Origin of the sequence: Denitrificimonas caeni, from assembly GCF_905120345.1 — a bacterium.
Classification (GTDB): Bacteria; Pseudomonadota; Gammaproteobacteria; order Pseudomonadales; family Pseudomonadaceae; genus Denitrificimonas; species Denitrificimonas caeni_A.
In genome coordinates this window covers 1-18,553 of record NZ_CAJHOA010000004.1, presented here as the reverse complement: position 1 = coordinate 18,553, position 18,553 = coordinate 1, and the positions used below count along the sequence as shown (strand labels likewise).

The 18,553-nt window shown below is 48.3% G+C and carries 20 protein-coding genes and 1 pseudogene; 15 read left to right on the top strand and 6 right to left on the bottom strand.

Going from position 1 to position 18,553, the window contains the following annotated elements:
* The first annotated feature begins 32 nt into the window (after positions 1 to 32).
* The 6 genes from JYJ62_RS08255 (at position 33) to yacG (ending at position 4,406) form a co-directional block, all read left to right on the top strand.
* Complete coding sequence (locus JYJ62_RS08255; RefSeq protein WP_205341740.1) at positions 33 to 1,019, top strand: diaminopimelate dehydrogenase; 987 nt, start codon at positions 33 to 35, stop codon at positions 1,017 to 1,019.
* Between the two features lie 34 nt (positions 1,020 to 1,053).
* Positions 1,054 to 1,647 (top strand): anthranilate synthase component II, encoded by a 594-nt coding sequence (locus JYJ62_RS08250; RefSeq protein ID WP_205341739.1) that lies wholly within the window; start codon positions 1,054 to 1,056, stop codon positions 1,645 to 1,647.
* Positions 1,647 to 2,696 carry an anthranilate phosphoribosyltransferase gene (trpD, locus tag JYJ62_RS08245; protein ID WP_205341738.1) on the top strand — a complete coding sequence of 350 codons (1,050 nt, stop codon included), beginning with the start codon at positions 1,647 to 1,649 and terminating at the stop codon, positions 2,694 to 2,696. Before JYJ62_RS08250 ends, trpD begins: the two co-directional genes overlap by 1 nt.
* The gene (gene trpC, locus JYJ62_RS08240) at positions 2,693 to 3,496 is read left to right on the top strand and encodes an indole-3-glycerol phosphate synthase TrpC (protein WP_205341737.1); all 804 of its coding nucleotides are present in this window, start codon (positions 2,693 to 2,695) and stop codon (positions 3,494 to 3,496) included. Before trpD ends, trpC begins: the two co-directional genes overlap by 4 nt.
* 110 nt (positions 3,497 to 3,606) lie before the next feature.
* Positions 3,607 to 4,215, top strand: coding sequence for a dephospho-CoA kinase (gene coaE / locus JYJ62_RS08235; RefSeq protein WP_205341736.1), 609 nt, complete (start codon positions 3,607 to 3,609; stop codon positions 4,213 to 4,215).
* Positions 4,215 to 4,406, top strand: coding sequence for a DNA gyrase inhibitor YacG (gene yacG / locus JYJ62_RS08230; RefSeq protein WP_205341735.1), 192 nt, complete (start codon positions 4,215 to 4,217; stop codon positions 4,404 to 4,406). Before coaE ends, yacG begins: the two co-directional genes overlap by 1 nt.
* Positions 4,407 to 4,597: 191 nt before the next feature.
* On the opposite strand, the gene JYJ62_RS08225 is transcribed toward yacG, so the two are convergent.
* The 5 genes from JYJ62_RS08225 to JYJ62_RS08205 all read right to left on the bottom strand — a co-directional run bounded on the left by JYJ62_RS08225 (position 4,598) and on the right by JYJ62_RS08205 (position 9,082).
* Positions 4,598 to 5,254 (bottom strand): 7-cyano-7-deazaguanine/7-aminomethyl-7-deazaguanine transporter, encoded by a 657-nt coding sequence (locus tag JYJ62_RS08225; protein ID WP_205341734.1) that lies wholly within the window; start codon positions 5,252 to 5,254, stop codon positions 4,598 to 4,600.
* Between the two features lie 157 nt (positions 5,255 to 5,411).
* Positions 5,412 to 6,122: an ABC transporter ATP-binding protein gene (locus JYJ62_RS08220; RefSeq protein WP_205341733.1), complete on the bottom strand. Its 711-nt coding sequence runs from the start codon at positions 6,120 to 6,122 to the stop codon at positions 5,412 to 5,414.
* 4 nt (positions 6,123 to 6,126) lie between these two features.
* Complete coding sequence (locus JYJ62_RS08215; protein ID WP_205341732.1) at positions 6,127 to 7,329, bottom strand: ABC transporter permease; 1,203 nt, start codon at positions 7,327 to 7,329, stop codon at positions 6,127 to 6,129.
* Positions 7,326 to 8,474, bottom strand: a complete 1,149-nt coding sequence (locus JYJ62_RS08210; protein WP_205341731.1) for an efflux RND transporter periplasmic adaptor subunit — start codon at positions 8,472 to 8,474, stop codon at positions 7,326 to 7,328. Before JYJ62_RS08210 ends, JYJ62_RS08215 begins: the two co-directional genes overlap by 4 nt.
* Positions 8,475 to 8,476: 2 nt before the next feature.
* Positions 8,477 to 9,082, bottom strand: a complete 606-nt coding sequence (locus tag JYJ62_RS08205; RefSeq protein WP_205341730.1) for a TetR/AcrR family transcriptional regulator — start codon at positions 9,080 to 9,082, stop codon at positions 8,477 to 8,479.
* A 374-nt stretch (positions 9,083 to 9,456) separates the two neighbouring features.
* Here JYJ62_RS08205 and JYJ62_RS08200 point away from each other — a divergent pair, with 374 nt between their 5' ends.
* The 4 genes from JYJ62_RS08200 (at position 9,457) to JYJ62_RS08185 (ending at position 11,466) form a co-directional block, all read left to right on the top strand.
* Complete coding sequence (locus JYJ62_RS08200; protein WP_205341729.1) at positions 9,457 to 10,014, top strand: RNA polymerase sigma factor; 558 nt, start codon at positions 9,457 to 9,459, stop codon at positions 10,012 to 10,014.
* Complete coding sequence (locus tag JYJ62_RS08195; RefSeq protein ID WP_205341728.1) at positions 10,007 to 10,435, top strand: anti-sigma factor family protein; 429 nt, start codon at positions 10,007 to 10,009, stop codon at positions 10,433 to 10,435. The genes JYJ62_RS08200 and JYJ62_RS08195 overlap by 8 nt, the downstream gene beginning before the upstream one ends.
* Complete coding sequence (locus tag JYJ62_RS08190) at positions 10,432 to 10,890, top strand: periplasmic heavy metal sensor (protein WP_205341727.1); 459 nt, start codon at positions 10,432 to 10,434, stop codon at positions 10,888 to 10,890. The genes JYJ62_RS08195 and JYJ62_RS08190 overlap by 4 nt, the downstream gene beginning before the upstream one ends.
* Positions 10,891 to 10,977: 87 nt before the next feature.
* Positions 10,978 to 11,466, top strand: a complete 489-nt coding sequence (locus JYJ62_RS08185) for a hypothetical protein (RefSeq protein WP_205341726.1) — start codon at positions 10,978 to 10,980, stop codon at positions 11,464 to 11,466.
* A 67-nt stretch (positions 11,467 to 11,533) separates the two neighbouring features.
* Here JYJ62_RS08185 and JYJ62_RS08180 read toward each other — a convergent pair whose 3' ends face one another.
* A complete protein-coding gene (locus JYJ62_RS08180) occupies positions 11,534 to 12,280 on the bottom strand; it encodes a sulfite exporter TauE/SafE family protein (RefSeq protein WP_205341725.1) in 747 nt (248 codons plus the stop codon).
* 438 nt (positions 12,281 to 12,718) lie between these two features.
* Between JYJ62_RS08180 and JYJ62_RS08175 the strand changes: the two genes are divergently transcribed.
* From JYJ62_RS08175 to dctM, 5 genes and pseudogenes are all read left to right on the top strand, one after another.
* Entirely contained in the window at positions 12,719 to 14,518 is a 1,800-nt protein-coding gene (locus JYJ62_RS08175) for a sensor histidine kinase (protein WP_205341724.1), read from the top strand.
* A complete protein-coding gene (locus JYJ62_RS08170; protein WP_205342075.1) occupies positions 14,518 to 15,894 on the top strand; it encodes a sigma-54-dependent transcriptional regulator in 1,377 nt (458 codons plus the stop codon). Before JYJ62_RS08175 ends, JYJ62_RS08170 begins: the two co-directional genes overlap by 1 nt.
* Positions 15,895 to 16,113: 219 nt before the next feature.
* Positions 16,114 to 17,106 (top strand): C4-dicarboxylate TRAP substrate-binding protein DctP, encoded by a 993-nt coding sequence (gene dctP, locus JYJ62_RS08165; RefSeq protein ID WP_205341723.1) that lies wholly within the window; start codon positions 16,114 to 16,116, stop codon positions 17,104 to 17,106.
* Between the two features lie 98 nt (positions 17,107 to 17,204).
* Positions 17,205 to 17,852 carry a TRAP transporter small permease gene (locus tag JYJ62_RS08160; RefSeq protein WP_205341722.1) on the top strand — a complete coding sequence of 216 codons (648 nt, stop codon included), beginning with the start codon at positions 17,205 to 17,207 and terminating at the stop codon, positions 17,850 to 17,852.
* Positions 17,849 to 18,553 (top strand): annotated as a pseudogene (gene dctM, locus JYJ62_RS08155) (C4-dicarboxylate TRAP transporter large permease protein DctM); the annotation flags it as partial. The gene JYJ62_RS08160 and the pseudogene dctM, both read left to right, overlap by 4 nt.

The following is an 18,553-nucleotide window of genomic DNA, read 5'->3' as shown; positions in this document are numbered from 1 at the left end:
GTGTTTTTGTTTTAACTGTAAAGGTAGACATCATGACTCATCGAATCAGAGTAGCGATTGCCGGTTATGGCAATTTAGGACGTGGCGTTGAAGCAGCGCTGGCACAAAATCCAGATATGCGTTTGGTCGGGGTATTTAGCCGCCGTGATCCGGTTAGCGTGAGTTTGCTGGATAGTAGCGTGCCGGTGTATGCCATGAGTGATGTTGAGCAGTACCAAGATGAAGTCGATGTGATGATTCTCTGCGGCGGTTCTAAGTCGGATTTACCCGAGCAAGGACCGTACTTGGCACAGTTTTTTAATACCGTGGACAGCTTTGATACCCACGCTAAAGTACCTGAGTACTATGCCGCACTGGACCAATCGGCACGTGATGCCGGTCGTGTCGCGATGCTATCAGTGGGTTGGGACCCAGGTTTGTTTTCACTGAATCGTTTATTTGGTGAAGCGATTCTACCCGAAGGCGAAACCTATACCTTTTGGGGGAAAGGCTTGAGTCAAGGGCATTCAGATGCCGTACGTCGTGTACCAGGGGTTAAATCAGCAGTGCAGTATACGTTGCCCTCTGAAGACGCGATGGCACGCGTGCGCAGTGGTGAACAACCAGAATTAAGCACTCGAGAGAAACATACTCGAGAGTGTTTTGTAGTGCTGGACGATGGCGCTGATGCAGAAATTGTACGTGACAGTATTGTCACCATGCCAGACTACTTTGCTGATTACGATACGGTAGTTAACTTTATCGATCAGGCTACCTTTGAGCAAGAACACAGCAGCATGCCGCACGGTGGCTTTGTCATTCGCAGCGGTCATACCGGTGTTGATAGCAAACAAACCATTGAGTATTCATTAGCGTTAGGCAGTAACCCTGAATTCACGTCAAGTGTGTTGGTTGCGTATGCCCGCGCGGTGCATCGTCTGGCCCGCTTAGGTGATATTGGTGCGAAAACCGTGTTTGATATAGCTCCCGGTTTACTCTCGCCAAAAAGCCCAGCCCAACTGCGTAAAGAACTGCTGTAATCCTATCGAACGCAATCGCCTAAGGACCACCCGTATGCTGCTGATGATCGACAATTACGACTCGTTTACTTGGAATCTAGTGCAGTATTTTGCTGAGTTGGGTGCCGAGGTTAAGGTGGTGCGTAATGATGAATACACCGTGCCTGAATTATTAGCTATGCAGCCTGAGCGGGTGGTGATTTCGCCGGGTCCTTGTACGCCGAATGAGGCGGGTGTCTCTTTAGCGGCGATTCAGGCGTTTGCTGGTTTAGTGCCGATTTTAGGAGTGTGCTTAGGCCATCAGAGTATTGGTCAAGTGTTTGGCGGTGAAGTCGTACGTGCCGCGCAGCCGATGCACGGTAAAACCAGTCCGGTCTATCACCACGATCAAGGGGTCTTTCACGGCTTAAATAACCCACTGACGGCCACCCGCTACCATTCTTTGGTCGTGGCGCCAGACAGCCTACCCTCAGATTTAGCCGTTACTGCTTGGACACAAACCGAGCAGGGCGAGCTTGACGCAATTATGGGCTTGCAACATCGTATTTTGAATATTGAAGGGGTGCAGTTTCACCCCGAATCAATCTTGACCGAGCAAGGCCATGCCTTGTTGGCAAACTTTTTAAAACAAACGGGAGGACAGCGTTAATGGACATTAAAGAAGCGCTGAATCGAGCGGTTGGTCATTTAGATTTAAGCACTGCCGAGATGCAGTCGGTGATGCGACAAATTATGACAGGGCAGTGCACCGATGCACAGGTTGGCGGCTTTTTAGTGGCGATGCGCATGAAAAGTGAGAGCATCGATGAAATTGTCGGTGCCGTGCAGGTGCTACGCGAGCTGGCCGAGCCGGTAGATATTTCAGGTGATCACTTGGTCGATACCTGTGGCACCGGTGGTGATGGCATGAATATTTTTAATGTCTCCACCGCCGCTGCATTTGTGGTGTCGGCTGCTGGCGGACAAGTAGCGAAGCACGGCAATCGTGCCGTCTCAGGTAAAAGTGGCAGCGCTGATGTGCTGGAAGCGGCTGGCGTGTATTTGGATTTAACGCCCGATCAAGTTGCGCGCTGTGTTGATACGGTCGGCGTCGGCTTTATGTATGCGCCTGCGCATCATGGCGCGATGCGTCACGCCAGCGGCCCGCGTCGTGAGCTGGGTTTACGGACGTTATTCAATATCCTTGGGCCGATGAGCAATCCAGCACAGGTGAAAAACCAAGTCATCGGCGTTTTCAGCAAGCAGCTGTGCCGCCCTTTAGCTGAAGTGCTGTTACGTTTAGGCAGCGAGCATGTCTTGGTTGTGCATGCGCAAGACGGGATGGATGAAATCAGTTTAGGTGCGCCAACCTTTGTTGCTGAATTAAAAGACGGCGAAATCACTGAGTATCGGATTCAGCCTGAAGATTTTGGCATCAATAGTCAGTCATTAATTGGCTTAGAAGTCGAAGACGCTGCGGCATCTTACATCTTGATTCGTGATGCTTTAGGCAAACGCGAGCTGCCTTATGCGCATAAAGCGGCAGAAATGATTGCCCTCAATGCTGGTGCGGCCTTATATGCTGCAGGTGTCGCCAGCACGTTAAAAGAAGGTGTGGCGCGCGCACATGACACCATCTATACCGGTCTGGCTCTAGAGAAATTGTCTGAGCTGGTATCCTTTACTTCGGTGTTTAAGCAGGAGGCCACCACAGCATGAGCATTCCAACAGTTTTAGAAAAAATTATTGTCCGCAAGCGTGAGGAAGTGGCACGACGTAAACAAGTCGTGAGCTTAGGCGAGTTGTATGCACAAGCCGCTCAGGCGTCTGCACCCCGTGGCTTTGCCCGTGCGTTACAGCAGCAAGTACAGAGTAAACTGCCGGCAGTGATTGCTGAGATTAAAAAAGCGTCACCCAGTAAAGGTGTACTGCGTGAAGACTTTGTGCCTGAGTGGCTGGCACAAAGTTATGCACAAGGCGGCGCGACTTGCTTATCAGTGCTGACCGATATTGATTTCTTCCAAGGTGCTGACCGTTATTTACAAGAAGCACGCAATGCCTGTGAACTGCCGGTGATTCGTAAAGATTTTATGATTGATCCGTACCAGGTTGTTGAAGCACGTGCCCTTGGTGCCGACTGTATCTTGTTGATTGCCGCGTGCTTAGACGATGAGCAAATGCGAGAGCTGGCTGCAACAGCTAAAGAGCTGGGCTTGGATGTGCTGGCCGAAGTGCATGATGGTGTGGAGCTGGATCGCGTACTGACTCATCTCGAGACGCCTCTGGTGGGCATTAATAACCGTAACCTGCACAATTTTGAAGTATCGCTAGAAACCACGCTTGAGTTATTACCACGTATCCCGCAAGAGCGTTTAGTGATTACTGAAAGTGGTATTTTGCAGCGTACTGATGTTGAATTGATGGAAATTAACAATGTACATGCGTTTTTAGTGGGCGAGGCCTTTATGCGCGCTAATGATCCCGGCGCAGAACTGCAGCGTTTGTTTTTTCCTAAATAAGTAGCGCAGCAGCACGGATTACGACCTAAATAAGGTTGCATCGTGACTTGCTATTAGATCGTCAGTAGTCTGAGTCTGCGTTTTGCTTGAGCTAATAAAGGATCAGTGATTTGAGTAAACCATGGGTGCTAGGGCTTACTGGTGGTATTGGTAGTGGTAAAAGTGCTGCTGCCGATACTTTTGCTGAATTGGGTATTGAGACCATTGATGCTGATCATGCAGCGCGTTGGGTGGTTGAACCCGGTCGCCCTGCTTTAGATAAAATCGTTGAGCGCTTTGGCGAGACCGTATTACTGGATGATGGTCAGCTCAATCGTGCAGTATTGCGTGAGCATATTTTTACTGAACCGGAGCAGCGACAATGGCTGGAAGGGCTGTTGCATCCACTGATCCGTGATGAAATTCAGCAGTTTTTAGAGGCGGCGCAATCGCCTTATGCCATTTTAGTTTCGCCACTATTGATTGAGTCAGGCCAAAATAAGATTGTGCAGCGCGTGTTGGTCGTTGATGTGCCCAGCGAGGTGCAGATGGCGCGAGCTCTGCAGCGTGATCAGGTCTCTGAGGCGCAATTACGGGCAATTATGCAGGTGCAGTTGCAACGCGATGAACGCTTAAAACATGCCGATGACGTATTATCTAATGCGGCTGATAAAGCCGCACTGCAGCGCGAAGTGTCGCGTTTGCATGACTATTATTTAACCTTGAAAGGAGGTCAGTGATGGCATCCGTAACAACCGTTGCTTGTCCCACCTGTGAAAAGCCTGTTGAATGGGGTGAACAAAGCCCTTCGCGTCCTTTTTGCAGTGAGCGTTGTAAACTAATCGATCTCGGAGCTTGGGCGGCAGAAGAGCATTCCATCCCCGGTGAACCCGATTTAAATGATGTGTTTAGCGGTGAACTCAACAGTTAAACTGCCCGACAATCGTTGCAAAAGCCATGATAAATATTTGTGCTCGGCGTGCCCCGCTAGTGTCGCTTTTCCCTCAATGAGGCTTCTTGCCTCAATTCGGGCGCTACGCCATCCATGCTTACGCTTGTCGCGCCACTAGCGCAGTACGATTGACTCAAAACTCGAGTAATCAGCTGCTTACAAGCTAGCAGTTAGTGCGCGGCGCTTGCTGCTTGTCCTGCTAAGTAGCGTAATAGCGCATTAAGTAGCAAGCCGTACAGCGGGATAAATAATAGCAGACTGATGAGAATCTTGATCACGTAATCGACGACGGCAATTTCGACCCAGTGCTCAGCCATAAAGGTGTTGCTGCTTGCCCAAAAGGCGATAGCAAAAAACACAAAAGTATCCAGTAAATTGCCCAGCACTGTCGAAGCGGTTGGCGCGACCCACCACTGTTTTAAGCGGCGTAAGCGATCAAACACTTGGATATCTGCCAGTTGTCCCACTGCATAAGCAGCAAAACTGGCTAAAGAGATACGCAAGACAAAGGTGTTCAACACCAGCAAAGCGCCCGCGCCATGAAATGACCCTTCTTGAAACAAGACTGATACCACATAAGAGACCAATAATGCCGGCAACATCACATAGGCAATCACCCGCCGAGCAGGCTGTTTGCCGAGTAAGCGCACGGTCAGGTCGGTGGCTAAGAAAATAAATGGAAAGCTAAAAGCCCCCCAAGTGGTTTGCCAGCCAAACAGCTGCATGGGGAATTGCACCAAGTAGTTACTGGCAATCACAATAAAGATATGGAACGCAATCAGCGTTACCACTGCCACACGCTGGCGTGGGCCGGATAGAACAAGCATTGAACACCTTTTTGAATGGGGTGAGGGAACCATGGGCACCTAAGTTTAGGTGTTGCGAGCGCGCATTATACGCATAAGCCGCGCTGATAAGTAGGCGAGACAGCCGACGACTTGGCTGCAGTCGAGCACTTAGACAGGTTTTGCTTGGCAAAAATTGCTATAAAATTTCGCGTCCTTGCCCTTGTTCCTCATAGGTGATGCCGTCACGAATATGATACAAACGCTTAAAGGTTGGAATGATTTTATCATCGTGAGTCACTACAATCACCGCGGTATTATAGTCTCGAGCAATATCATTGAGGGTGCGAATCACGGTGAGCGCCCGTACGCTATCTAAGGCGGCGGTTGGTTCATCGGCCAAAATTACTGGCGGACGATTGATGAGGCCGCGAGCAATCGCAATTCGTTGTTGTTCACCACCAGAGAGGCGTGAAGGTAACGCATGAGCACGGTGCTCGACTTGCAATACCGTTAATAATTCCAGTGCTCGTTGACGCGCTTCTTTGTTGCTTTTACCGGCCAGCATCGGCAATAGCGCAACGTTATCCAGTGTGTTCAAAAAAGGTATTAAATACGGTGCTTGGAAAACAAAGCCAATTTTATCGCGGCGCAGGGCGCGTAAATCGGAGATTTTCCAGCCATTGTCATAAATCAGTTGATCACCAAGGTACATCTGTCCAGCGCTAGGTTCGATAATGGCACCCAAGCATTTCAGTAGGGTACTTTTACCTGAGCCTGAAGGTCCAATCAGGCCCACCACTTCACCTGGCTCGACTTGCATGTTCACTTCTTTCAAAGCATGCACAGCGGTATCACCACGGCCAAAGGTCTTGCTCAAATTGGAGATTTTAATGCCATAAGCTTGCATAGAGTTAACCTCCCACTGCATCGGCGGGGTCGACGCGCAAAGCTGCGTAAATGGCGACGAAACTAGCAAGCACGCACATACCTAGTACGGCTATCAGTCCGGTTATGGTGTCTTGGGTGACCAATAAAACATATTTAGGGAAGAATGGCGCCCAGACGGTTGCGGCAATTTTACCCACCATAAAACCGATAATGCCCAAGGCTAAGGCTTGCTGGATAATCATCGAAATAATGCTTTTGTTGTGGGTGCCAATCAGCTTAAGTACGGCAATTTCACGGATTTTACCCATGGTTAGGGTGTAAATAATAAAGGCTACAATCGCTGCGCTGACCACCGCCAAAATAACTAAAAACATTAGAATTTGCCGTGCTGAAGTAGCGATGAGCTTGCCGACTAAAATCTGTTCCATCTGTTCACGATCGTAGACTTGCAAGCGTAACCAGCGCCGCATGTCTTCTGCCACCTGTTTAGGCTCAGCCTGTGCTTTGAGTTGCACCAGTACCGCGTTGACTTGAGTATTACTTTCTTGCAGGTCCAGCACTGCATCCAGCACTTCAGGGTTGCGAGGGTTATTAAAGATGGGATTCTGGCTGATGCGTCGCCGATTTTGTGCGATGGCATCATTACTTTTAAGAAACTGTGCTTGTTGCGCATCCAATAGCGGAATAAAAATCATTGGATCACCGCTGGATGACACCATGCGCTTGGTTAATCCGACGATTAGGTAGCGATTACGGCGAATTTGAATAGAGTCGCCGAGCTTAAAACCACTGGCAATATCGGCCACTGCTTCATAATGGTTTTTGCTCACCTGACGCCCGGCTAATAACCTGAGCGGCCAACCCGAAGAGCCTGGGCCGCTATTAGCAATGCCTGTGACTAAGGCACGCGTCTCACCGCTTGCTGATGACACTTGCATGGTTAAATAGGTCACATTAGAGGCGTTGGCGACACCGGGTATATTAGCCACTGCGCGCCAAGTGTCATCAGGCAAATTGGAGGGCTCGGCATAAGGACCAAGAGTGTCTTTTTGTACCACCCATAAATCCGCTGCACTATTATCCAGGAGTACTTGCGCATCATCGACCATGCCGCGATAGACACCAGCCATGGTTAAGGTCACGCCAATCAGTAAGCCTAAACCCACACCGGTAAAGACAAACTTGCCCCATGCGTGAAGAATATCGCGACCGGCTAAGCTGATCATGGTGTGTCGGCCAGCTGTTTAACACGCTTGACTCGACTATTGGTGGTTAAAGGTTTACTGCTATAGAGCACCACCTGCTGTCCTGCGCTGAGTCCTGAGAGTATTTGCACATTCCCCGCTAAATCACTACGACCGATACGCACGGGCTGAAAAAAGGGCTGCTGATCGTCAAGCAACCACACGCCTAAGGTGCCGGCCTGGCGCATGATAGCTGCGTTGGCAATCACTGGAGTGCTGGCCAATTGTGGCAGTTGCACGGTGACTTCGGCCAGCTCGCCAATGCTGGGAGCAGGGTTAGGTTGCTGGGTAAACATCACTTTGGCGCGACGTTCTTCGGTAACAGCATCGGCCAGCCACTCTAAGCGTGCAACATAGCCAGTGTGCGGTTGTAACTCCTGTGAGCGTAAAATAATCTGTGTCGGTTGCTGCTCTGCCAGTAGCATGGAACCCGCTTGGTCAAAGCGCACATCAATCCAGAGCTGCTGAGGATCGATCAGTTCAAACACGGTTTGCCCAGCCAATACCGTTGCACCTTGGTCAATATGGCGCGCAATAATTAAACCTGAGACCGGTGCGCGGAGATAGCGATCCTCGCGCAGCGCGAGTAACCCAAGGTGCTCAGCTTGGGCGCGAACCAACTCACTGGTGGCGCTGCGCATTTGGCTACGGGCCAGTATCCATTCATGCTGTTTGCTGGCATCTAACTCTTCGCTAACGGAGCGTGAAGGCAGTAGTTTGCGGTAACGCTCGGCTTGTTTACCGGTGTAATCTAAACGTGTTTGAGCCTCATTAAGTTGCGCTTTATTGCGCTCGACCAAAGCGGCTTGTGCATTGATTTTTTCATCGAGGTCAACCACGTCAATAATGCCAAGAATTTCTCCGGCTTCGACCTTATCACCGACATCAGCATTCAGCGTCGTAGCCCGTCCGACATTATTACTGGCAATACGATAGTTGTAGCGCGCGGCAACCGTACCAATACCAAATAATGCCGGTTCGAGACGCTGTTCTTGCACCTCAGTGACGACTATTTTTATTTTAGCCAGAGGTCCAGAGCTGAGTAACACCCAAATAAAGCCTGCTGCCAGTAACGCCATAGTGGCAAATACCGCGAGCAGTTTTTTTTGCTTAAAGAATTCTGGCATCACTAACGGGCCTCAATTGCGCGGGTATACAGAGCAAAGGTGTCTTGAGCCGCTGGCTGAATTACAAAATCAGTGCCGAGCAAGACGCTTTGCACCACTAAACCTTGGATGCTGCCAATAAAGAGTTGCGCCGCCGCTTCAATATCAAGCTCTGTATCGAACTCTTTATTTTGTTTGCCTTGCTCCAGTGCTTGCTGGATCCGCTGGCGGTATTGGTTGAGTAACGCAGTGACCAGCTTTTTCGCCGCGGTGCTTTCTTTACGCTGTAGTTCGCTAAATAGAATGCGCGGCACGCCGGGATGGTCGCTGATAAATTGTATGTGAGTCATAAATGCGCCGTGTAACGCGGCGAGTGCGCTGTCTTGACCTTGCATGGCTTTATCAATGCGCGTTAGTAAACGTTTGGCGACCCAGTTGATCACCGACTCTAAAATGGCTTCTTTATTGGCAAAGTGCCGAAACAGTGAGCCTTGAGTGACGCTCATATGCTTAGCAATAGCCGCAGTGGTGATCTCGCTTGGATTTTGCTCTGCCGCCAGTTCGATAACCGCCTCAACAGTGACAGCACGACGCTCATCGGCCGGTAAGTACTTACTGGGTGGTTGCATATATCCATCCAAAGAAGATAGTAATTGATTGCTATCTTTGCAGATGCGTATGTTTTGTGCAATACCATGGACAGTGATTGTTATGTTTTTAAGCTGTAATTAATATTTTAAGCTTATGTTGTGAGCCTATTGACTGCTGAGGATTTGCCTATGTACCGAAAACTTTTTCCTGTTGTGTTGCTCATACTCGCCGTGCCAATCGCGTAGCTTGTCAGGAAGATGCCGAGTTCGATGATTCTGATGATGATTCGCTACATATTCCGCGCTGACGTGCTGCAGGGTAGCAACTTTTGCTAAAAACAGCTGTTCAGGGAACTTTTGTTGCGTTCGAACGTTAACTAATGACGGGCATTAAGACGGTGAGGATTGTATTGATGAGTGAAGCAACAGACGATCACCTTATTGAGCAAACACGACACGGTGATCGGGTTGCTTTTGGTGAGTTAATTGCTCGTTATCAAGTGCAGGTGTATCACTTTTCACGGCGATTATTAGGCAGTGCCGAGGGTGCGCAAGATATAACCCAAGACGTTTTTATTAAAGCTTTTTTAGCACTGGATAGCTGGCGACCTGATGCTGCTTTTCCGGCGTGGTTGTTGCGTATTGCCCGCAATGCCTGTTTAGACGTATTACGTGCCCAACAACGTTACCCGCTGGTAGCGCTTGACTCACAGGCTGAGCAGCTCATAGCAGACAGCGCTAATGTTGAGGAGCATGCGATACATGCGCAGCGCTTAGAGACACTTGAACACGCGTTATTTGAGCTGTCAGTGGAGCACCGAGAAATTTTGATTTTACGCGATATTGAAGGGTTTTCTTATCAAGAAATCGCCGATTTGTTAGACATCAATACTGGCACTGTCCGCTCGCGTTTATCCCGAGGACGTGCCGCACTGATGCAAAAAGTGAATGGCAGGGCTACGTATGATTGAGCATATTGAAAAGCAATGGTTATCAGAGTATCTCGATGAGCAGCTGAGCTCCTCGCAGCAGCGGCGGGTGCAAGAACATCTGGCTGGCTGTTTGACATGTCAGGCGTATATGCGCGAGTTACAACAATTACAGCAAGACATGCAGATGCTAAAGACGACTGAATGCGCGATTGATGTGCGCGCGCAAACCTTGGCCATGCTGGCTGACTTAGCACCTTCTCGACGGCATAAACGTTGGTCATCGCTGGAGTATGGTGCGGCGGTGGCTTCGGTTTTCTGTGGCTTGCTGATTGGTAGTTGGCTGATGCCCGCCGAGACAGCTCCGTCATTCGATCTTGCTTTTGTACAGGTACTTGGTGCCGAACCGCCGGGGTTCTTATGCAGTACGTCGGCTTATTGTTATTTGGAGCCTAAGAAATGAACGAATCTAACGCACGTACCTATTTTGTTTTTCTAACCTTGCTCAATCTTAGTATTTTGCTGGCGATTGCTTGGTCGAGTTGGGGACGCGCTTGGTCGCCAACAACAGCGCCGGTTTTGGCTAACTATTTGCAGTTGGATGCGGAGCAAGTCTTATATTGGCGGCAAGCGGAGCAAACATTTTTAGTGCAACTGCAAAGCAATGAAAGCGCTATTAAACAGCAACGCAATGCTCTGATAGAGGCGGTGTTTGCTGATGATCTAAACGTCGATGATGTGCATGTAGCCCGACAATCCTTAGCGCAATTACAAAATCAGCAGCAGGAAATAGTCATTGAGCAGCTGTTAGCTGAGCGCGCTATTTTAACCGCTCGGCAGAGACGTGTATTGCAAGAGATATTGATTCAGCAGCCTATCCACACATCACAATACGAGCAATTGCATAAAAGTGAATGATAAGGGGAACTAAATAGCGCTAACAAACGTTATACATAAGAAGGCGCTTATTTTTAAAGCTTTATTTATTAACGAAAGGATCAACATATGAAAAAATATTCAGTATTGCAGACTGCAACAGGCTTAGGTTTGGCGTTAGTCTTGAGTTTAACCGCACTGCCCAGTATTGCTGAGGTGCATGATCACGACGATTTAGCCGGTGCTGAGTTGCAGCTCAATGCCGGTCAGAAATGGCAAACGGATGCGCCTTTGCGTGAAGCCATGGGTAAAATTGGTCACTCAGTGAATACTGCCTTGGACGATATACATAATAATCAGTTGGATGCTGCAGGTTATCAAGCTTTAGCTGAGCAAGTGCATCAGCAAGTGGCGTATATGGTTGAAAACTGTCAGTTAGAACCGCAAGCCGATGCACAATTACATATTGTTATTGCCCGTTTAATCGATAGTGCTGAGGTCATGCAAAAGCGCAGTGATCTGCAAGATAAGCGTAAGGGTGCAGTACAGTTGGTGGGCGCATTAGATAGCTACGCAACCTATTTCAATGATGCTGAGTTTGCCAAACCGGTACATTGAGGCGGTATATTAAGTTGCTCTGTGGCTTATTGGTGCTAGATCAATAAGCCACAGCTTTTAACGGGTGTTATAGCTGGCCGTACAGCAACGCGGCACTGATTAGCACAAACACACTGAAAATAACTTTTAGTATATGTTGCGGCAAGCTATGTGCTGCACGCACCCCATAGCTGACGGTCAATACGCCACCAATGGCCATCGCAATACCAGTCGCCCAATTGACTTGGCCGTGCATGCTATAAGTGACTAAGGTTGCTGCTGTTGTCGGAACTGCAATGGCCAACGATAAGCCTTGTGCAACCACTTGTGTGGCGCCGAAAAACATCGTCAATACCGGCGTGGCAACCACTGCGCTACCGACCCCAAATAAGCCACCAAGAAAACCCGATACAGCGCCTAACCCAGCAAAGTAAGGCCAAGCTAGGTCGCGTAAGCCTGTCGTTGCTCGTTTTCCGAGCATTTGTAACAGGTTCCAAATAGCAATAAAAATGAGAAAGCTAATAAAGATTTCACGCATGGCGCGATGGTCTAAATCAATCGCAATCAGCGCACCAAACCACGATAAGGCAAAGGCACATAGGCCTAAAATAGCGGCCGTTTTCCACTCGATTTTATTGCGCTGATTATATTTGTAGATACCCAAGACAATGTTTGGCACCACCATTGCTAGCGCCGTACCTTGGGCCAGTTGCTGATCCATACCGTACAATATACTGAGTGTTGGAATAGCAAAAAGTCCGCCGCCGATGCCGAGCAAACCGCCAAACACACCCAGCAGTCCGCCAATTAAAATATTGATAATAAATTCGATCACGTTATGCAGTGCCTTTTTTAAGGTCTCGAATGAGCTTTTCAGGTAAAGCTGAGTCACTGTTGATTAACGTTGTGTATTGCTGACTCAGCGCTCGTTGCGTTAGGTAATCTGATTTACTCTTACCTTGACATCATGACAAACTTTTTTGAGTTTTGTATATCTGCTTTATTTTAATGCAGTGTTAATCTTAGCTTAACGCTAGGGTGGTAGTCATTCACTTTGATCATGCTATTTTGCGGGTGCAATCCCGATAGAGCCCCCAAGGTTAAAGACTATAGAAGACGATACGTTTTAGGTGTTCTCTGAACGCAGTAGTATCGTGTGGTCGATCAAGATTGTTCAAGCATCGGCAAATATGAATTAAATAATAGCCTGTATCATCAGTAAACTAGCGTTTTTATCATGTTGAGGCAGATCAGTATGCAAAGGGTGAGAGGCATGACATTTGCAAAGCCACGCTGGCGCAATTTACTTTGGCTGGCGCTTTTTTTTCTGATTTTACTCTGGCCTATTCAGCGCTTTGTCGACAGCTATTATTTAGAAGGTTTGAACCGCAAAAATGGGCAAACCTTAGATTTATTTGTGGCTAACTTATTGGGAACATTGCAGCGCTATGAAGTACTGCCGCAAATTTTAGGACGTTTACCTGATGTGCAGCAGGCTTTGCTGGCACCGACCGATCAAGAGACGTTGCAGGTTACCAATGAGTTGCTGCAGCGTATCCAGCAGCAAACCGGTGCTGATGTTATTTATCTGATGGATACTCAAGGCTTAACCTTGGCGGCCTCTAACTGGAATGCTGAGCGTAGTTTTGTCGGTAATACCTTCGCTTTTCGTCCTTACTTTCAGGGTGCTTTACAAGGGGGAACGGGAGAGTTTTTTGGTTTAGGTAATATCTCTTTTAAGCGCGGTTATTACTTTGGTAACGCGGTGTATGCCAAAGGCGTCGTGATTGGCGTGATTGTGGTAAAAGTGGATCTGGATTTTACCGAAACTCTTTGGGGGCAAACCCCAGAACAATTATTAGTGACCGATAAGAATGGCGTCGTCATTTTGACCTCGCAAGCCGAGTGGCGCTTTACCGCAACCCGTGAGCTGACGGCACAAGAGCAACTTAGCGTCGCTAAACACCAGCCCTACACATCGATTTCTCCAAAGCTGATTAACCTTAAGCAACAGGATTGGCTGACCTTAGATAAGCGTTTAGATGAGATGGGTTGGCAGGTCAGTGTGTTAGCCCCGCGGCGCTTAATTAATGAGCCGGTCAGTACCGCCATGGCCGTTGTCACTGCGTCTTTGTTCGCGGTGCTGTTGCTTTTGGGTTTACTGATGCAGCGGCGGCGCCATTATCTTGAGCGGATTGCCATGGACACGCATGCCAAGCGTGTTCTGGAAGAGAATGTGCGTACTCGTACACAGGATTTACAAACTCTGAATAGTCGTCTTAAACAAGAAGTTTTGGAGCGTGAGTCTGCTCAGCAAGAGTTGGTGCGTGCGCAAGATGAGTTGGTGCAAGCTGGAAAATTATCGGCGCTGGGGATTATGTCAGCCAGTATCAGCCATGAACTCAATCAGCCGTTGGCAGCTATTCGTAGCTATACCGATAATGCAAAAATTCTACTGGAAAAACAGCGCTTCACTGAGGTGGGTAATAATCTCGACTTAGTCGCGCAGTTAACTGAACGCATGGCTTCAATTATTATCCACTTGCGTGCTTTTGCCCGCCGTGATCGTTTGGCTTCAGAGCATGTGGCGCTGCAGCCAGCGATTGATGATGCTTTAGCGCTGACTGCTAATCGCCAGCGCAGTTTACAGGTAGAGATTATTCGCGATATTCCTGATGCCACATTGTGGGTTGAAGCAGGCGAGACGCGTTTACGACAAGTGCTCAGTAATGTGCTGAGTAATGCTTTGGATGCGCTCAGCGAAAAAGGTTTGCCACGCCGCATTTGGCTGAGTACCCAGGTAAAAGAGGGCTGGGTGGTATTAATCTTGCGTGATAATGGTCCTGGCTTTAGCGTCGAAGCATTGCAGCAAGCGTGTGAGCCTTTTTATACAACGAAAACCAGCGCACGGGGCTTAGGGTTAGGCTTGGCTATTTGTGCAACGCTGATTAAAGCATTGAAAGGACGTTTGTTATTTGCCAATCATCCTGAAGGTGGTGCAGAAGTCACTTTATATTTACGCGAGATTCCATCGTCGGTGAATTTACGCTCAAGCGAGGATCGTTTTACATGATGCAGATCAGCCATGAAACCGATGTGGTGTTATTGGACGATGATGTCCATTTGCGTACGGCACTGTGCCAAACTTTTGATTTGGCTGGTTTGCGTGTGCAGGCATACGGCAGTGCGCAAGGTATTTTGCAGGCCTTACCGAGCGAATGGCACGGTGTCTTAGTCACTGATATTCGTATGCCGGGCATGAATGGTCTTGAGTTGTTAGAGCAACTGCAGCAGTTTGATGAACAGCTACCGGTCGTGTTGATTACCGGTCATGGTGATGTGCCGCTGGCGGTGCAAGCCATGCGTATTGGTGCTTATGACTTTTTACAAAAACCGTTTGCCAGCGAGTTGTTGCTTGATAGTGTACGCCGAGCACTGGAGGTGCGTCGTTTGGTGCTGGAAAATCGTTCCTTGCGCCTTGCCTTATCTGAGCAACGTTTATTGGGCGAGCGCTTATTAGGGCATTCGGTCAGTGTGCAGCGTTTGCGTGAACAGGTCAGTGCCTTGGCAACGATTCAAGCGGATGTATTGATTTTAGGTGAAACGGGCAGTGGTAAAGAAGTCGTGGCGCGTGCTCTGCATGATTTATCATCTCGTTGTGATGCACCCTTTGTGGCGATTAATGCCGGTGCATTAGCTGAATCGGTGATTGAAAGTGAGCTGTTTGGCCATGAAAGTGGTGCCTTTACCGGTGCGCAGAAACGTCGTATTGGTAAGTTTGAATATGCCAGTGGCGGTACTGTTTTTCTTGACGAAATAGAAAGCATGAGCCTTGATATACAGGTCAAACTGTTGCGCTTATTACAAGAGCGCGTGGTGGAACGGGTTGGCTCCAACCAACTGATTCCTTTAGATATTCGGGTGATTGCCGCCACCAAAGAAGACTTGTTAGCAGCGGCTGATGCAGGCCGATTCCGCGCCGACTTGTATTACCGCCTAAACGTCGCACAAATTAATATTCCTGCTTTACGCCAGCGCAGCGAAGATATCTTGCCGCTGTTTCAACACTTCGTTAGTGCAGCATGTGAGAAGCATAATATTACTGAGCCAGCCTTCACGCCGATGACCCGTGCACTGTTGTTGGGGCATGAATGGCCCGGCAATATTCGTGAGTTGCAAAATGCTGCAGAACGTTTTGCTCTGGGACTTGATTTAGCCATTAATCAAGCGCCGGACGCACTTCGAGCATCGACTCCGAACGTATCTTTGAGCGAGCAAGTAGAAGCTTTTGAGTGCAGTTTAATCAGCAGTGAACTCAATAATCCGCATCAATCGTTACGCGAAGTAGCAGAAGCTTTGCAGCTACCACGAAAAACCTTACATGATAAATTGCGTAAATACGGTTTAAGTTTCAGTAGTTCTGGCGAAAAATCGCCACTTGATGATTAGTCTCGGCGGGAAATCGCCACATCGAGTTTAAAAGAGTCCATTCGCTATCACAGCAGCTGTTTTGGCAGGCTAGCTAGGGTCAATTTTATCGACTTTAGTCGCATCATTCGCCAGTAGGTATGTAACTTGCCTTGTGTATAAGGCACATGGGTTGAACTCATGGTATATAACAAGATCTGTCGCGCTGTGCGGCACTAATCGAAGTAAGAGGAAATTTTAATGCTTAAAATGACCGCTAAAGCACTGGTTTGTGCTGTTTCATTGGGGCTGGCTGGTTTAGCTAACGCTGCCGAGCCAATTGTCATCAAATTTTCGCACGTCGTTGCCGAGCACACGCCAAAAGGGCAAGGAGCGTTGCTGTTTAAAAAGCTTGCTGAAGAGCGTTTACCAGGCCAAGTTAAAGTTGAAGTGTATTCCAACTCTTCTTTGTTTGGTGATGGCAAAGAAATGGAAGCCTTACTGCTGGGTGATGTGCAGCTGATTGCGCCATCGCTGGCCAAGTTTGAGCATTACTCGAAGCCCATTCAGATTTTTGATTTACCATTCTTATTTGACGATATTCAAGCAGTTGATCGCTTCCAGAAAGGTCCTGTAGGTCAAGAGCTATTGACCAGTATGGAAGATAAAGGCATCACTGGTTTAGGTTACTGGCACAACGGTTTGAAGCAGTTATCAGCGAACAAACCCCTGCGCGTACCTAAAGATGCCCGCGGTTTGAAGTTCCGTGTACAAGCCTCTGCGGTTTTGGATGAGCAGTTCAAAGCATTGCGTGCTAATCCACGTAAAATGAGCTTTGCTGAAGTTTATCAAGGTCTGCAAACTGGCGTAGTGAATGGTGCAGAAAACCCATACTCCAACATTTACTCGCAAAAAATGCACGAAGTACAAAAGTACATCACCGAGTCTAACCACGGTTTACTCGATTACATGGTTATCACCAACACCAAGTTCTGGAATGGTTTACCAGCCGATGTACGTACTGAGCTGGCTAAAATCATGGATGAGGTCACTGTTGAAGTGAACCAGCATGCTGAAGAAATTAACCAGCGTGATAAACAGTCAATCATTGATAGCGGTAAAACCGAAATCATTACTTTGACTAAAGAGCAGCGTGATCAATGGCGTGATCAGGTGAGACCGGTTTGGAAGATGTTTGAAAAAGAAATTGGTGCAGAGCGCATCAAAGCAGCAGAAGCTTCTAACCAAGAGTAATTGAGTGTGTCTTTGCGCAGCTACAAGTGCTGCGTAAAGACCGACTTAAAGTTGGTTGATCGCGTCTGAGTTTTGCTATCCGTTTCGGGAGAAAATTTATGAATGCTGTGCGCCTGATTTGGGATCGCTTTGAGGAAGGCTTTATTGTTTTCTTACTGGCGGCAATGACGCTAGTAACCTTTGTTTATGTGATTTTAAATAACCTCTATACCTTTTTTTATAGTGTGGGTGAGCGTTACGCGGAGAGTGCGGAAGGCGTCTCTGAGCTTTTTTATAGTATTGGCGATGTGATTTTAGACATCGTACAAGGTATGACCTGGAGTAATGCTTTAACTAAAGCATTGTTTGCTTGGCTGATTTTCTTTGGTTTGGCGTACGGCGTGCGTATTGGTGGGCATATTGGTGTGGATGCTTTGGTTAAATTAGCCTCGCGTTCCACGCAGCGTATCATTGCGATCATCGCCTGCCTCTTCTGCTTAGGCTATGCCGGATTATTAAGTGTGGCGAGTTTTGAGTGGATTAGCACGCTTATGCAGGCTTCGATTGGCGCAGATGATTTAGGTCATTTTGGCGTTAAACAATGGCATATCGGGATGATAGTGCCCATTGGTTTTACCATGGTATTTATTCGCTTTGTTGAAATATTAGTACGCCTTATTCGTCACCAGCAAGTGGGTTTAGGTTTGGCTGATGAAGCTGCCGATGCAATGAAGCTGTCTGCTATAGAAGAGGGGTCAAAAGAATGACCATTCTATTTCTATTTTTAGCATTATTTGCGCTGATGTTTATCGGGGTACCGGTTGCTGCTTCACTGGGTCTAGCCGGCTCCGTCACCATTATGCTGTTCAGCCCCGACTCGGTGCGATCATTAGCGATTAAGCTATTTGAGACCAGTGAACACTACACCTTGCTCGCTATTCCGTTTTTCTTGCTGGCTGGCTCGTTTATGACCACTGGTGGAGTGGCGCGGCGTTTAATTGATTTTGCCAATGCCAGTGTTGGCCATATTCGTGGCGGTTTAGCGATTGGTGCCGTTTTGGCCTGTATGCTGTTTGCGGCGTTGTCAGGCTCAAGCCCAGCGACGGTGGCTGCGGTTGGTTCAATTGCGATTGCTGGCATGGTGCGCTCCGGTTATCCACAAGCGTTTGCTGCAGGTATTGTCACCAACGCCGGTACCTTGGGTATTTTGATTCCGCCCTCCGTGGTAATGGTTGTTTATGCTGCAGCGACTGAAACCTCAGTCGGTACCCTGTTTATGGCCGGTGTGGTGCCGGGTGTGCTGCTGGGTGTGGTGTTGATGGCTGCTATTTACATCATTGCGGTGAAGAAAAATTTACCTGCTTTACCACGTGCCACGGTTCGTGAATGGCTAAGCTCGGCGCGCAAAGCGGTTTGGGGCTTGTTGCTGATGGTAATCATCTTGGGTGGTATTTACTCAGGAATGTTT